Annotated in this window: 15 protein-coding genes; 4 read left to right on the top strand and 11 right to left on the bottom strand. The window is 50.7% G+C overall.

From position 1 onward, the window contains the following. Window positions 1-13 precede the first annotated feature (13 nt). Genes GON22_RS06400 through GON22_RS06390 form a run of 3 tightly spaced genes read right to left on the bottom strand, consistent with a single transcriptional unit; the run spans window position 14 to window position 5,747 of the window. Window positions 14-1,051, bottom strand: a complete 1,038-nt coding sequence (locus tag GON22_RS06400; protein ID WP_160395276.1) for a M15 family metallopeptidase — start codon at window positions 1,049-1,051, stop codon at window positions 14-16. A gap of 22 nt (window positions 1,052-1,073) precedes the next feature. After that, window positions 1,074-3,431 carry a VWA domain-containing protein gene (locus tag GON22_RS06395; protein ID WP_160395275.1) on the bottom strand — a complete coding sequence of 786 codons (2,358 nt, stop codon included), beginning with the start codon at window positions 3,429-3,431 and terminating at the stop codon, window positions 1,074-1,076. Between the two features lie 54 nt (window positions 3,432-3,485). Next, window positions 3,486-5,747: a zinc ribbon domain-containing protein gene (locus tag GON22_RS06390; protein WP_160395274.1), complete on the bottom strand. Its 2,262-nt coding sequence runs from the start codon at window positions 5,745-5,747 to the stop codon at window positions 3,486-3,488. Window positions 5,748-6,077: 330 nt separating this feature from the next. Between GON22_RS06390 and GON22_RS06385 the strand changes: the two genes are divergently transcribed. Next, window positions 6,078-6,281, top strand: a complete 204-nt coding sequence (locus GON22_RS06385) for a DUF378 domain-containing protein (protein ID WP_160395273.1) — start codon at window positions 6,078-6,080, stop codon at window positions 6,279-6,281. Between the two features lie 372 nt (window positions 6,282-6,653). On the opposite strand, the gene GON22_RS06380 is transcribed toward GON22_RS06385, so the two are convergent. The 4 genes from GON22_RS06380 to GON22_RS06365 form a co-directional block, all read right to left on the bottom strand. Further along, complete coding sequence (locus tag GON22_RS06380) at window positions 6,654-7,049, bottom strand: iron chaperone (protein ID WP_160395272.1); 396 nt, start codon at window positions 7,047-7,049, stop codon at window positions 6,654-6,656. Window positions 7,050-7,256: 207 nt separating this feature from the next. After that, window positions 7,257-7,937, bottom strand: a complete 681-nt coding sequence (locus GON22_RS06375) for a 4'-phosphopantetheinyl transferase family protein (RefSeq protein ID WP_160395271.1) — start codon at window positions 7,935-7,937, stop codon at window positions 7,257-7,259. Between the two features lie 25 nt (window positions 7,938-7,962). Next, window positions 7,963-8,607: an HAD-IA family hydrolase gene (locus tag GON22_RS06370; protein WP_160395320.1), complete on the bottom strand. Its 645-nt coding sequence runs from the start codon at window positions 8,605-8,607 to the stop codon at window positions 7,963-7,965. Between the two features lie 35 nt (window positions 8,608-8,642). Next, window positions 8,643-8,909, bottom strand: coding sequence for a hypothetical protein (locus GON22_RS06365; RefSeq protein WP_160395270.1), 267 nt, complete (start codon window positions 8,907-8,909; stop codon window positions 8,643-8,645). A gap of 114 nt (window positions 8,910-9,023) precedes the next feature. Here GON22_RS06365 and GON22_RS06360 point away from each other — a divergent pair, with 114 nt between their 5' ends. Continuing rightward, window positions 9,024-9,641, top strand: a complete 618-nt coding sequence (locus GON22_RS06360; protein ID WP_160395269.1) for a GNAT family N-acetyltransferase — start codon at window positions 9,024-9,026, stop codon at window positions 9,639-9,641. Window positions 9,642-9,660: 19 nt separating this feature from the next. On the opposite strand, the gene GON22_RS06355 is transcribed toward GON22_RS06360, so the two are convergent. Continuing rightward, window positions 9,661-10,182: an ankyrin repeat domain-containing protein gene (locus GON22_RS06355; RefSeq protein WP_160395268.1), complete on the bottom strand. Its 522-nt coding sequence runs from the start codon at window positions 10,180-10,182 to the stop codon at window positions 9,661-9,663. A gap of 104 nt (window positions 10,183-10,286) precedes the next feature. Here GON22_RS06355 and GON22_RS06350 point away from each other — a divergent pair, with 104 nt between their 5' ends. Further along, complete coding sequence (locus tag GON22_RS06350) at window positions 10,287-10,847, top strand: histidine phosphatase family protein (RefSeq protein WP_160395267.1); 561 nt, start codon at window positions 10,287-10,289, stop codon at window positions 10,845-10,847. On the opposite strand, the gene GON22_RS26705 is transcribed toward GON22_RS06350, so the two are convergent. Next, on the bottom strand, window positions 10,844-10,966 hold the full coding sequence (locus tag GON22_RS26705) for a GNAT family N-acetyltransferase (protein WP_442954358.1): 123 nt from the start codon (window positions 10,964-10,966) through the stop codon (window positions 10,844-10,846). The two genes, GON22_RS06350 and GON22_RS26705, sit on opposite strands and share 4 nt — an antisense overlap. Window positions 10,967-11,079: 113 nt before the next feature. Further along, a complete protein-coding gene (locus GON22_RS06340; protein WP_160395265.1) occupies window positions 11,080-12,306 on the bottom strand; it encodes an RtcB family protein in 1,227 nt (408 codons plus the stop codon). A gap of 91 nt (window positions 12,307-12,397) precedes the next feature. On the opposite strand from GON22_RS06340, the gene GON22_RS06335 reads away from it, so the two are divergent. Then, window positions 12,398-12,859: a hypothetical protein gene (locus tag GON22_RS06335; RefSeq protein ID WP_160395264.1), complete on the top strand. Its 462-nt coding sequence runs from the start codon at window positions 12,398-12,400 to the stop codon at window positions 12,857-12,859. Here GON22_RS06335 and GON22_RS06330 read toward each other — a convergent pair. Next, entirely contained in the window at window positions 12,834-13,631 is a 798-nt protein-coding gene (locus GON22_RS06330) for a nucleotidyltransferase domain-containing protein (RefSeq protein ID WP_160395263.1), read from the bottom strand. The two genes, GON22_RS06335 and GON22_RS06330, sit on opposite strands and share 26 nt — an antisense overlap. Between the last annotated feature and the right edge of the window lie 26 nt (window positions 13,632-13,657).

Here is a 13,657-nt window from a genome sequence, read left to right as displayed (position 1 = left end):
TCTTTGGCCGCCATTACTTTCGTTTGCTTGGCTTGCAGCCTCCAGCCACATACTCGCCGAGCGTCTCGCCCGCTTCATAGATGTCCGTAGCAGCTTCCACACCGACATACCGATAATGCCAAGGCTCGTAGCTGTATCCCGTTACGGCCTCTTTGTCTTCTGGATAACTCATAATGAATCCATATTCATGCGCATGCTCTCGCAGCCAGATCCCTTCCGGGTCTTTGCCGAAGTCTTTCACTAACGGGCTTTTATCTTTGTTCTTGCTATAGATGTCCATCAGCGCCTTGGAGGTAATGTCCATCGTCAGCCCTGTCTGATGCTCGCTATGCCCGGGGATTGCGCTCACCCGGTCTGCTTCTTCTTTCCCCAGCCTCTTCACATTGCGCTGATAGACAAGCTCCTGCGTCGCATAGCTGCGATAACCGGAATAAGCATACAGCTCCATCTTATCCTTCTTCGCCGCTGCGAACAGCTTCTCAAGCGCATCCGCTGCTTCCGCATCCATCAGCTTCTCGTTGTACAGCGAATTCTGGTCATCTTTGCTGAGCTTCTCCACATGCTCGCCCTTGATGTCATAGGCGGTCGGAACATTCACTTCCACAAGATTGTCCGGCACGAACGTATCCTTCAGCGCTGTAGCCGGGTCCTTGCTCACATACAATAAGCATGTCTCCGTTTGCTCGGCATCGCTATCGCCCGAAGCAGCTGCGTCCGGTTGCTGCTCGCCATCGCTCTTGCCTTCCGGCTGACCGGGTTGATCGGGCTGCTCCCCGTCTTGCTTCGCCGCCTCTAAATCGCCGTCTGCATTCGTTTCCGCATCCGTGCCAGCGCCTGAACCTTTGCCCGTATCCATATCTGGGGACGTGCCTTCCTGAACAGAAGGCTGCCCGGCCTCAGCCGAACCCGCTTCCGGATCCGGCGTCACGCCCGCTGTCCCCTCCACCTTCGGGCTGCCTGATGCTGGCTCATCATGCTTCGTAAACATATTAATCGCAGCGGCGATGATGATAACTGCTCCAATGAATAAGAATAAATGATATCTTCTCATGATTCATGACCTCGTTTGCTTTTTACCGTTCGTTAGACGCTGCACCAGGGCAGTTGCCGCTCGTCTTGGATGATTTGCGATCATCGCGAACGTATTTCTCTTGATAGGAAGCGTCCACGTAACATACCGGCACCGCTTCATCATCCTCAACCGTCGATACCTTCCATGCTCCATTGCTCTTAACGACATTGTAGGTGTACGCCGTTTCTTTGAATGTGGTCAACGGATCATACAAGCCGAGCGCAGCTTGGTTATGGTTAACTAACAGCAACGCATCACGGCGAACACGCTTCTCGACGCGCAGCTGGTAACGGTCATCGGAAATCTTCTTCGCGCTAACTAGCTTATAGTCTGGAATCGCATAGTTGACGTACTCCCCATACTCCGTACGCAAATTAACCAATCCACCAGTGCGCGTGCCGCCAGGCTGAATATCCCCGTTAATCTGTACGTCGACGATGTTGAAGACGGAGGACTTGTCCTTCGTATTGGTTGTCGTCGTAATGTACGGCAGCAATGGATCCATCGAATGGGCATTCATTGCCTGCGACCATGCGATTTGATAGTTTTGCATCGCCTCGGACACTTGGCGGTTGTCCAGCAGCTTCGGCGTAACCATGGCTGAGGCTTTCGAATATAGGTTTGCACCGTTCATCTTAATATCGACTTGGCGCGGCGATTTGTCCGCTACAGAAGAGTCATACGTAATAACATACTGCTTCTTCTTGTTAGCATAAATATCACTGTAAATCGCATTAAGATCGGTAAAATCATTGCCCAGCACATGGTACTTGCCGTTCGTCTGCTCCGCAATTTGCTGCAGGTCCGCATCCTCTTCGACGCCAATCGCGTAGATCGGAACGCCCCATTGCAACGCATTGTTAATTACCGTGCTCGGGCTTACCCAGTTGGTTCCATCACAGATCGTGTTCTTGCCGTCCGTGAATACGACCACGTACTTGGAGCCCTCGACTGCGTTATAAGCCGTGTTGCTGACTGCTTGGTTCAGCGCTTCATACAATGCCGTACAGCCGCTTGTCTGCATGCCCGCAATGGTATTCTTAATCGATTCAATCTCTGTTGTAAACTCGGATTGGCGAATGTTGCTCGCATCCGAGAAGGACATCAGGCCAACCACGTCATTGCTAGCAAAGGATGCATGGGACAAAAATTGGGTAGCCGCATCTTTAACTTTCGCCAGCTTGTTATCCTCGCTCATGCTGTCGCTTACGTCAATGACGAGATTCGTGCTGATCGCTTGCGGCTTCTCCGTCAGCTTCGAGAAGGTCGCGTTGCTCGTCGCCTTATCGCCTTCACTAACGGTGAATGCTGTCTTCACCGTATTCATGTCTTCTACTAATTGGTTGTTCTCATCATAGAGCGAGAAGTAGACATTCACCTTCGGGTACTGGTCCGTGTTGTAGCTGACATCATCGATGTGCAGCTTCTTCTGGCTAGGGGACTTGTAAGACTCCGATAGCTTGTTGTCGCCAATGGCCAGGTCAACGACACGCTGCTCGCCATTGGGCGGATTGCTGTTCGATACGGTCGTGTCATACACGACTTCGAACGTCTTGTCCGCTGTATTGGCAGTCACTTCCGCCGTCTTCTGGTCGACCGTGTTTTCTTTAATGGCGACTTGGCCGCTCGTTAGATCGGCATCGCCGGATCCCTCTTCAACTGCAAGCTTCACCTTAATCGTTGGGTAGCTCGATGCATCGATTGCGTCGATAGAGAGCTTCAAGCCCTTAGGCGCTGGCGCTTCATCTGCTTTCTGTTCGCCGGAAGCAGCAGCGGACGCTTGTTCGTCCTTGACGACAGGCGAACTGTCTTTGGAGGTGAACAGGTAAGCACCCAAGCCAATGATGACAACGGCTGCCGCAGCCGTAGCGATCCACATCCATAGCTTGTTCTTCTTCACCCCAGACTGTGAGGGCGATGCCTGGGCTGGTACTGTAGCAGACGAATCCGCGGCAGCCTCTGGCTCGGCAGGCGTTTCTGGCGTGGCAGGCGTTTCTGATAGCTCTGGCCCCTTCGAGAGTGAAGGTAAAGGTTGCGCTGGCGCCTTCGATAACGAAGGCACAGATGGCGCATCGGGTCCTGCGGCAGGCGCAGTATTTGCGTCACCGGGCGCTGGTGCAGCTGTTTCCGGTAGCGTTGCCGCAGGCGGAATAACGGCAGCCGGCGGGACCGCCGCATTGCCGCTTGGCTCGGCAGGGCTAGCCGCCTGGCGCGGGGTGCCGCAGCTTCCGCAGAAGGCACTGTCGGCTTTCATGCCTGATCCGCATTGCTGGCAGTTGATTTGCTGCAAATTATTGCCGCATTGCTTACAAAAATGGTTGGAGCTTTCGTTCGTCACGCCACATTGTGAGCATTTCATAATAGTTGCGACTCTCCTAGATTAGATTATATTGCTATACACGTGCAATGTTTGCTAGAGGAAGAAATTGACTTGATCGTCAATCAGCTTCTTGTCTTTCGCCTTGCGAAGCTCCCATAGGTCGCCATAATTGTTCCTGCTGCTATAATCCGAGATGTAGTAGATAAGATCAGCATTCACGTAACGATAGTCATAAACATCGTCGGCAAGCTTCTTGGACTTGCCGCCCTCGTACAGATTAAGCGAACCCGACATGCTCTTCTCGCTGTAGTCCGTGTAGTAGATTAGCGTGTTGGCGTTCTCCAGCATTTGGGTGTAACCAACTTGCACATCGGAGGCGATCTTTTTGTTGGTGCCGTCAATGGTAGTGTTTAGATCACCTACGTTATCTGTAACATTCGAGTAGAAGAGCAGATTGTTGCCCGATACAGCATACTTGGCAACGTCCTTCGCAACCGTCTTCTTGTCCTGCGCTCCGCTTGCAGTAACCGTATAGGATTTCAGTTCTCCCGCTTCTTCCCCATCCTTGCTTTCGAGCACGTAGAGCTTCGTTCCATCTTCGCTTATGTTCACATCGGCCGTATAATCGGGCTTGTCCCAGAACATTGCTTCTTTGCCGCCCTTAACGGAAATGTACAGTTTCGGATCCGACAGGTCTTGGTCCCTGTAAGCCGATTCTACGTCTGATGTGTTATAAATCGTCGAGATCGCGATTTTTTTCATTTTGGAAGCTGCAATTTTGTTATATACGACGATTCCATTGCTCACATCCGAGAGCGAAGTGTGATCGACGTCTTTGGCAATAAGCTGTTCTTTCTTCCCATCGAACAGATACAAGGACGACTTCGTATCCTCCAGCTTCGCAGCCTTCAGCTCATCGCGCAGCTGATCCCGCTCCACCTTCGCATTATATTTGTCATTAGCGATAGAATAACTTTCGTAAGCCTTGCGGTATTTGTCATAAGCCTCGTTGTACGCATCATAATCCGTCACGGTGTCATAGTAGATATCGCCCCAGTACCCGGTTTGGGCAACCTGCCGCTGGAAGCTTGTCTCGGATGGCTCGATTGGCTCGGTCGGCTCGGCCGTTTTCTGGTCTTCCTTGAGCATGTCATCATTGACGAAATCGTATAGATGCGCCATCGAGGCATCCTGCTTCATATAGTAGAAGCTGCCCTCGCTGCTGGACGAAACGATCGAATCGAAGCCGGACACAAGCTTCACCTTGTCCTTGCCCGCTTCTTTAACATATAATGTGCCAGCGTTGTGGTCTTCGCTATCGTCGTTTTTTTGGTAATAAACTTTGCTGAAATCTGCCGTATACGTCACGATATGATGGAGATCCGAATCGATCTTCGTCTTCGTGCCGTCTTCCTTCAGGGGCCTTGCATATAACGTTTCAGAATGGTCCTCATCCGTCACCACGTACATTAATTGCTTGCCGTCATCTGATACATAGTAGGACGTAACATCGCGGTCAACGAGCACTTCCTGCTTCATATCGTTGAAGTAGAGCTTGCTCTCGTCGTTGGTGCCTTTCAGATAAGCGACAACCTCCCCATCGTTCGCCAGCTTAAAGCTGGAAACATTCGAGGAGATGCTCGTCCCCTTATCCTCTTTCTTGTCGCTAACGTCGCCTAGCTCCTTCATGAAGAGGCTGCCTGTCTCTTCCTCTTGATCGATCTCGTCGAGGAAAAATAGCTTGTCGCGGCTGTCGTTGACTTGGACATAGGATGGCATGCCAAAGTCTGTTTCGAAATCATCGCTGTCCGCGTCATCCAGAAGCTCTTTCGTGATCGCCACGCTCTTCTTCATGCTTTCCGATTTGAAAAATATCGAATTGTCTTTCACATAAAACAGCTGCGCCTCACTATCCGATTTCAATAGCCATGCATACGCGAAAAACGCAATAACGGCGGCAACAACGATGCCAGCCGACCATACGAGCACTCGGCGCTTGCCGGCCAACGTTTCGCCTAGCCGTTTCACCCGCTCAGCTAATGGCGATGGATTCGCCGCCGGTTGTGGCGTTGGTGCAGCAGCCTTTGCTGGCACGGCCGATGGTGCTGCCGTCGGTTGTGCTGCCACCGCTCCCGGCGATTGTGCCATTGGCGGCGATGGTGCCACCGACATTGCTGCCGCCGTTTCGCGGCTTGCCTGCGTAATTTCTGTTTGTGCAGCTTGTATATTCCCCGTTGGCTGCGCTTGCGCGCTACCCCCTGCATTAGAAACTGTTGGCGATGATGCAGGCGCGCCACAGCTTGTGCAGAACTTCGTATTCTCCTCTAGTTTGACCCCGCATTTCGTACAAAACATGGTTGAACCTGCCTTTACAATAGTAGAATGAGTTGACCAAAAGTTGGATATCAGTCTCGCATTCCCTATTATCACCAAATCTATGACAAGATTCAACACAGAATATGGGAAAACAATACTAGAGAATCAGATTTTAAGATAATTTTAGTAGGACCAAAGATTCACGATTGACGCATAGCCTGTACGCAAAATGAACCAGGAACGAATGGCCACGACGTCCCGACAAGTGGAATATCCGGGAATATGCGCTCATAACATGACAATGAACAACCAACGCCTACCGGCATTGGCGCAAGGCATAATGGCATAACCTTAGGGAGGGGCATCCGAATGAAGACGCTTAATGTCGTCAGTCTGCTTCTTGTTATCCTCGGAGGATTGAATTGGCTTTCAGTTGGGGTATTCGAGTACGATGTCGTCAGCGAGATTTTTGGAGGGAGCGACGAGGTCGGGTCAAAGATCGTGTATATCGTAGTAGGAGCTGCGGCGCTTTATTCACTTGCCTTATTCGGGAAGGTCGTTAAAGAAGAGTAAGAACCAGAATCAAACTACGGGTGTCCCGAAGCAATCCGGCTTCAGGGGCACCTCTTTTCTAACGGACCTCGCAGCCGCTATCCCCCACTAAACGTCCATGTTGCAAATTGTAACGGACTCCACAGCCGTTATTTCATCAGTTTGCTGCCTCGTGAGGACGATTTGGGCCAAATAGCGGCTACTCGGTCCATTAGAACACAAATGCGGCTGATTTTGCTCAAACAAGGGCCGCTCGGTCCGTTAGAGTGTCCAATGGAAAAAGGGTGTCCCTAAGCTTACGCTTGGGGACACCCTTTTTGGCATGCGTTTAGCTGAAACTCGGATTCGCTTACAGCGTGATCATGCCCTCAGCGTTAAACCCGACAGCCGCTGCTATTTCCCCGCTTTCTTCGCCCGCTTGCTCGCAGCCTTCTCCAGATTCGCCGCCACCCGATGCTTCACGATTCTGGTGATCAGCTCGTATGGCATCGGCTGGCCTAACGGGATTTGAACAGTTCCCTTGGACACCTTATAGGCTTCCAACTCATGCTGGAATGCGGCGATTCCGCTCGACGTGGGATAGAAACCGATATGCTTCTTATATGCTGCAAAATAAACAAGATTGCCCTCCAGCGCAAACGTCGGCATCTGGTAGCTGATCTTCTCCGTCGCTTCCGGCGCCGCTTCCTTAATAACCCGCCTTAACGCCTGGAGAACGTCCTGCACCTCCGGCGGAAAGCTGGCAATATACGCGTCGATCGATTCGTAGGCGGGTTTGTTTGCTTCCATAGCTGCTCCTTTGGCCGTTGGGCTTTGTCTTATTAACAGTTCGCCAGGTTCAGATGCATGACTGGCAATTTCATTTCTGGCCTGGCTGAATCCGCTGGTCCAGACGCTAGCCGATAAAAGGCGTAAACGCCTCCGCATACTTCACAGGGTTGAACTTAATAAACTCGAACCCAAGACAATATACATCGTTGACCGCCTCCACGCTATTTATAACCAATCGCTGGTTGACCAGTGCTGAATTCGGCTATTGATTTCCCGTTCTTTACTGCATAATGCGAGCCGATAATCCGAGTCCAGATCAAATTGCCTGATCGCATAATCATCATCGCCATTATCAGCTTTCAGCCCGTAAGTGCCTTCATCCGACTGGAAACGGAACGAGAAGGAATTAAGCGGGATCGACAGCCCTTTGCCCACGGCTTTGATATAGCTTTCCTTCAACGTCCACAGCTCGTAAAACCGTATCTGCTGCTGCTCCGGCGTCAGCTCCGCCAGCTGGCCACACTCAACCGGGGAGAAGAATCGGTGCGCAACCGCCATATCGATCGGCTTGATCGCTTCTACGTCAATGCCGACGGACTGGCCGCTAATCGCCCCAACAATCCATGAGCCCGCATGCGAAACGTTATACTGCTGCTCGATCGGGCCCACAATTGTTGGCTTCCCGTACTTATTAAATGAAAATACGATATCATCGTTGTCGATGTTATATTTTTCACGCAAGACTCTTCTGATTAACAACTCAGAGAACAAGCTTCTGATGGCGTCATCCTGAAACCGGTAACGCTTAATCTGCGCCTGGCGCGCAGCCGATACTTGTTCGATCAGGGAAGTTAAATCGACCTCTCTAATCCTCTGTTCGATTCGAACTGCGAATAGTTCAACCATCATTTTCCTCCAGCAACCCTATCATCTAGGTAATATGGGCAATGACTTCCGCTAAGCTCATGTCGCGCATCGAGTTGATCCGCAGATGGAACTTCTCAAATGCAATATCCTTCGTCACTTCGTTCGGAACGATAACGCAATGCAAGCCCGCCGCGATTGCCGCATTCGCACCATGCGCCGAATCTTCAAATGCAATCGCTTCGTTCGCGTTGACGCCAAGCGCTTCAATCGCTTGCAAATACAGCGCAGGATCAGGCTTCACTTTCTCGACATCATCACTCGTCTTAAGGACCTCAAAATAATCCCGGATGCCAAGCTTCTTTAGAAACATTTCCGGCCATACCCTTCGGGAGCTTGTAGCAAGGCCGATGCGCAGCCCCAGCTCCTTCGCTTCCGCCAAATATTCTTTTACGCCCTCACGAATATCGACCGTTTCCATCCTCTTGGTGTGAAGTTCCCTGCCGAGATTACAGATGGCCTCGACATTTTCCTTGCCAGCTTGCTCCCCAATGAATGCCTCTAATCTTCCGTCAACCGTGCCGATGCATGTCACGAAAAACTCGAATGGAAACGCTGCGCCATACTGCTCCATCGCTTCTTGGAACGCATAGAACCATTCCGTCTCCGTATCAATAATGAGCCCGTCAAAATCAAATACGATTGCTTTAATCAAGTGAAATCCTCCTATGCAGCCCCATACATAACCTACGTTAGGCTGCTATTGTCGTCTAGTTGCCCCACCCATACATCTCCAACCTTTACCGCATACACGGTATCCGTTTTGCCGTTTATCTCCATAGTCTGGCTGCTGTACGCTTTGCTTTGAATGCATTCAATATCCCTTGCAGTCCTAAGCCCCAACATAACATCGCCCTCCAAATCCGACAGGAGATAATGAGCCGCATCCACATACAGCTTCCATTGAAACGGCTCAAGCAGTTGGCGATTGCCGTTCATAAATGGGTTAGCCATCAATCCTCCGGCAAAGAAGTGCAAAATTATATCCTTTTTCTCTATTGGGAAACGGTCGCTCTTGAAGTATCTTTGATCTATTATCTTACAAAAACGAGAGCGGTGCGTGATTCGATGAACATTTTTGACCGTGAAATTGAGTTAGAAAATGCGTGTGTAAAGCTCGTTCCATTCAGCGATTGCTATGAAGAAGGCCTTCGTACGATCATCTTTGATAAAGAGATCACCCAATTTACCGGAAACCATATCGTTAATGACCATGATTTAGGCAAGTATATTCGCGCTGCGTTAACCAGCCGGCAGGAGAAGCAAACATATCCTTTCATCGTTATTGATAAGCTCACCAATCAAGTTGCTGGAGTGACCCGATTCGGCAATATTATTTTCCATAGCAAAAGGCTCGAAATCGGCTGGACGTGGTACGGCAAACCTTACCGAGGAACACATGTCAACCATGCCGCTAAATTTGAATTGCTGCGTTATGCCTTCGAAGAGATGGATTTTAACCGTGTCCAATTTAGTGTGGATGCTGAAAACCTTCGCTCGCAAAAGGCCGTTCTCAAGCTAGGGGCTAAGCAGGAAGGCTACTTTAGATGTAACTACACCGATGCAAGCGGCAATTGCCGTGATGATATTTATTACAGCATTATCAAATCAGAATGGCCGGAGCTTAAAAACACAGTGTTCAGCCAAATAAGCAACCGCGCTGCCGAACCATCGAAACGAACTTAAAACGTGCCCAATGATCCAGCTACTCTACCGCCCCATGCTGGCGCAGCAGCTCCGCTACGTTCGGATTCCCTTGCTGGATCGCAAGCGACAACGCCGTTTCGCCTCCTTCAACACGCGCATTTACGTCAGCGCCATGCTCGATCAGCAATCGGATCATCTCGACATTATCGTCGTGGAACGCTGCGCTGTGCAAGCAAGTGTGTCCATTGCTATCAAAAATCGTTGTGTTCGCTTGGTGGGCTAGCAGCAGCCGAATGACGTCAAGCTCCCGTTCTCCCGCAATGGCCGCGTGCAACGCGGTGTTGGAAGGAATATAGGAAACCTTGGAGTGGGAAACAGCATCCACTGATGCCCCGTAATCCAGCAGGATTTGCACGGCGTCTTTGTTCCCAAAATGAGCAGCATACCCTAGCGGAGTAAGCCCGTCCGCATTTTCCGTATTCGCAAGCACCCGATGCGCCTCTAGAATAGCTTGCAAGCGAAGCGCATCCCCCGATTGGGCCGCTTGAAAAAGCTCATGGATTATTTCATTTAGCTCCATTGGTTATTCCTCCCTATCAATTCATGTTATTATTGGAGTATTGCTTCTGGATGAATTACCCATTCTCCTGCAACGACGACTCTAATATTGGAAGGTGACCTCGTTTGCACACAACCATCTATTTCGTACGCCATGCACATAGTACGTATTCAGCCGATGAACGCAACCGCCCGCTATCTGATCATGGACAGCAGGATGCCCAGCGAGTAACCGCTCTTCTGCAAAATGAGAACATCAACATCTTGCTCGCAAGCCCCTACAAACGTGCGATCCAAACGATCGAGGGCTTGTCGGATCAGCTCGGCATTCCGATTACGATCGTGGAAGACTTCAAGGAAAGAAAGCTAGCGGAGAACCCCGTCGACAATTTCGACGCTGCTATAGCCCGAGTGTGGGAAGACTATTCATTCAGTTGGGAGGGCGGCGAATCAAACTTCGTTGCACAGCGCCGAGGCATTCAAGCGCTCAACCAAGTACTTCAACAATATGAAGGCCAACGCGTCGCGATCGGTACACACGGCAATATTATGGCGCTGATCATGAACCGCCTGGATCCACGTTACGACTTCTTGTTTTGGAAGAAGATGGATATACCTGACATTTACAAGCTAACCTTTACTGGGCTTAAGCTTACAGATGCAGCCCGGGTTTGGAGCAGAAGTTAATGGATCCCTTTATAAAAATGCACCGCGCCTGACCTTGCCTGGTTTGTCCGAACGCTCAGTTTGGCAAAACCTTCCACTGCTGCCCACTGTTCGCACGCCTTCACCAACCGCTTGCCGATGCCTTCCCCGCGATTGGCGCGGATTTATTTAATTATCTCCTTATCTGGGATTTGAAGCAATTGATAATAGGAAAAAGCGGCAGCCCAATGCCGGGCCTGCCGCTTCAAATAGCTTAATCCTTATACGGGTCGAACTCATCCGCACCCGCCATGCATACCCCTATCGGCTTCAGCACATGCAGCACTTCAATCGTTTCGGCATGTGCGTCGAGCACATCCTGCAGCTTCCGGTATACAAACGGGCTCTCATCCGTGCCCGCACCACGGAGCTCGACACCGAATGCACGGATCGCGTCCTGCATTTGGCGCGCGGTGACTTGCCCACCGCTGCGTGTGCGCGTCTTCCAATTCATTTTGCCCGCAGCTTGCGTCCGGCTCATAATGCGCCCTGCGCCGTGAACGGTGCTGTAATAGGAGTCGCGATTTTCTGCCGTATCCTTGCCTCGTACAATGACGGAGATATCGCCCATGCTGCCGCCGATAAAACCTAATTGCCCCGGTGCGGAAGGGGTTGCCCCTTTGCGGACAACGACGGCTTCCTTCTCGTTATGCGTTTCTTTCCACGCGTAGTTATGATGATTATGCACTTCCATATCCGCACACGCACCCAAGAGCGAAAGCACCTCTTCCATCACATAATCCCGTCCCGCGTAGGCATAGCGCCCAGCAAGCTTCATCGCACGGTAATACATATCCCCCAGCTCACTGCTGAGATCGAGCAAAATCGGCGGCTGATCCATCTTCTCGCCTGGCGCTTTGCCGAGAAACGCTCTGCCTGCCGCGAGATTCATGAACCCGCTCGCTGTCTTATGGCCAAATCCTCTGCTGCCAAAATGATTGCCGATCCATACCCGTCCCGTAGCCGGTTCCTCAAATAAATCGACATAATGGTTGCCGCTGCCGACCGTACCGAGCTGCTCACGGGCTAGCGTTTTGAGCTTATCATGCTCTTGCTTTCCTATTGCCGCATACACCGCCCAATCTGGATCATCGAATAGCGCATGATCAACCTTCTCTTGATTGGTACGCCCCATGCCGAACGAAACACGCCGTGCGATCTCATCCATAATTGCCGGCAACCGATGCTTTATATCTGCTGCATGCAAATTCGTCCGCACAGCTTTGTTGCCGCAGCCGATATCGTAGCCTACGCCGGAGGGGGAAATTTGCCCTTCATAAACGATTACGCCGCCGATTGGCTGGCTATAGCCTTTGTGATGGTCCGCCATAAGCAGCGCCTGAACGACATTGCCGGTTTCTGCACAGGTTATTGCTTGCGATAATGCGCCTTCGTCTGGCGTTCCCCAGACGCGTACGCCATTTATATTTTGATAAGCCATCTCGTATGTTTCACTCCTGTATGCGATAAATAAGTTATAATGGACACAAGTGAATAAATGGGAAACCCCCTATAAAGAGGAGGCTGCAAATTTGTCGGATAACAACATTCGTGCGGTAGGCATACACCTGTTTGTTCTAGTGTTGAGCGCCTTGTTATTTGCACTGCAAACGGCACCAATTGTCATATTCCCCTTCACCATCGTAGCCTATATTGCGCTGGGCTATTTTTTCCTTCATCCATTGAAGTCAGTACTGGCTAATATTCTTTCTGTAACGGCTGTCAGCACGATTGGATTGCTTATTGGGCTGTATGTGCTGACGTTTCCAAGCCAAATGGGGTTCAATTGGTTCTTCTTTCTATTCTACAATCTGCACATTCTTTCCCTTTCAGAAGCATTCAATCTCGGCGTTGATCCAAAGATCACATTCTGGCAGTTCGTGATTCCTTCTATACTGTTATGGATCGGTTTACAACTGAAACATGCCGTAACGCGGCTTTCTAGCAACAGGCTGAAACAATCAGGCGTCACGCCATCCTCCAAGCTTCCGTAAGCGCTGCCCGAAACAATGCATCCAGGTCATCATTCTGTTCGGACATGGAAGCGCTCACGCCAGGCGCTATACGTTCATAATAATCCAGCCGTTCTTCCACATAATCGTTAATCGGTTCGATTCTAGGCCCGTAATCGAGCTCATCGCCTGCCATCTTCCGCGCTAGCAAATGATCGATTGCCGCTGAAAGCTCACTGCCCGCTAGCATAAATTCGCCCACTAATGATTGGAATGCAATCGGCGGCATGGTGTTATATTTCCCAATCCACTCGCAGGCAAGGATCGGGCGCAGCACGTAAAAGTATTTTTTGATTTTCACTTGTTCATCTTTCAGATAGGCCCGATAGTTCCCTCTCGCCATATGCAAATAGTGATACATGCATGATCGCGGCGAGAACGACAGCGGCGATAGGCTGCGGATCTGCTCCGCTACGGAATAGCTCTCCATATAAGGAATCGGGGATTGCAGCCACTCCAGCAGCGGCGGGTTCGATTTACGCAATAACAGCAATGCCTTCTTCAAATCCCACCCGCTAATATCCAGCAAATCGCTAATCGGACGCTCGATGACGTCACGTTTGTCGTAGATGGAGAGATACGATTCCATCGTCCGGACATAAATAAACCTAACGTCGTAGTCGCTATCCTTGGATGGAAAGCCCCATGCGCGGCTGCCTGATTCGCAAGCGTATAGGATGCGCACGTTCTCCTCTTGCTCGATTCGTTGCAACTCTTCTACAATTTGCCCCTTAATCTTGTTGTGTTCTGTCATGAAGGCCCTCTCCTTTCCTATAAGCG

The sequence above is a fragment of the Paenibacillus sp. MMS18-CY102 genome, assembly GCF_009789195.1.
Classification (GTDB): Bacteria; Bacillota; Bacilli; order Paenibacillales; family Paenibacillaceae; genus Paenibacillus_T.
Note: the sequence above shows the minus strand (reverse complement) of the source record. Positions and strands in the feature narration are given on the sequence as shown.

Coding starts and splice junctions, on each gene's coding strand:
- GON22_RS06380 (WP_160395272.1), bottom strand. CDS start 7,049: ATGGAAGCAAACAAACCCGCCTACGAATCGATCGACGCGTATATTGCC.
- GON22_RS06375 (WP_160395271.1), bottom strand. CDS start 7,937: ATGGTTGAACTATTCGCAGTTCGAATCGAACAGAGGATTAGAGAGGTC.
- GON22_RS06365 (WP_160395270.1), bottom strand. CDS start 8,909: ATGGCTAACCCATTTATGAACGGCAATCGCCAACTGCTTGAGCCGTTT.
- GON22_RS06385 (WP_160395273.1), top strand. CDS start 6,078: ATGAAGACGCTTAATGTCGTCAGTCTGCTTCTTGTTATCCTCGGAGGA.
- GON22_RS06360 (WP_160395269.1), top strand. CDS start 9,024: ATGAACATTTTTGACCGTGAAATTGAGTTAGAAAATGCGTGTGTAAAG.
- GON22_RS06340 (WP_160395265.1), bottom strand. CDS start 12,306: ATGGCTTATCAAAATATAAATGGCGTACGCGTCTGGGGAACGCCAGAC.
- GON22_RS06395 (WP_160395275.1), bottom strand. CDS start 3,431: ATGAAATGCTCACAATGTGGCGTGACGAACGAAAGCTCCAACCATTTT.
- GON22_RS06330 (WP_160395263.1), bottom strand. CDS start 13,631: ATGACAGAACACAACAAGATTAAGGGGCAAATTGTAGAAGAGTTGCAA.
- GON22_RS06390 (WP_160395274.1), bottom strand. CDS start 5,747: ATGTTTTGTACGAAATGCGGGGTCAAACTAGAGGAGAATACGAAGTTC.
- GON22_RS06355 (WP_160395268.1), bottom strand. CDS start 10,182: ATGGAGCTAAATGAAATAATCCATGAGCTTTTTCAAGCGGCCCAATCG.
- GON22_RS06400 (WP_160395276.1), bottom strand. CDS start 1,051: ATGAGAAGATATCATTTATTCTTATTCATTGGAGCAGTTATCATCATC.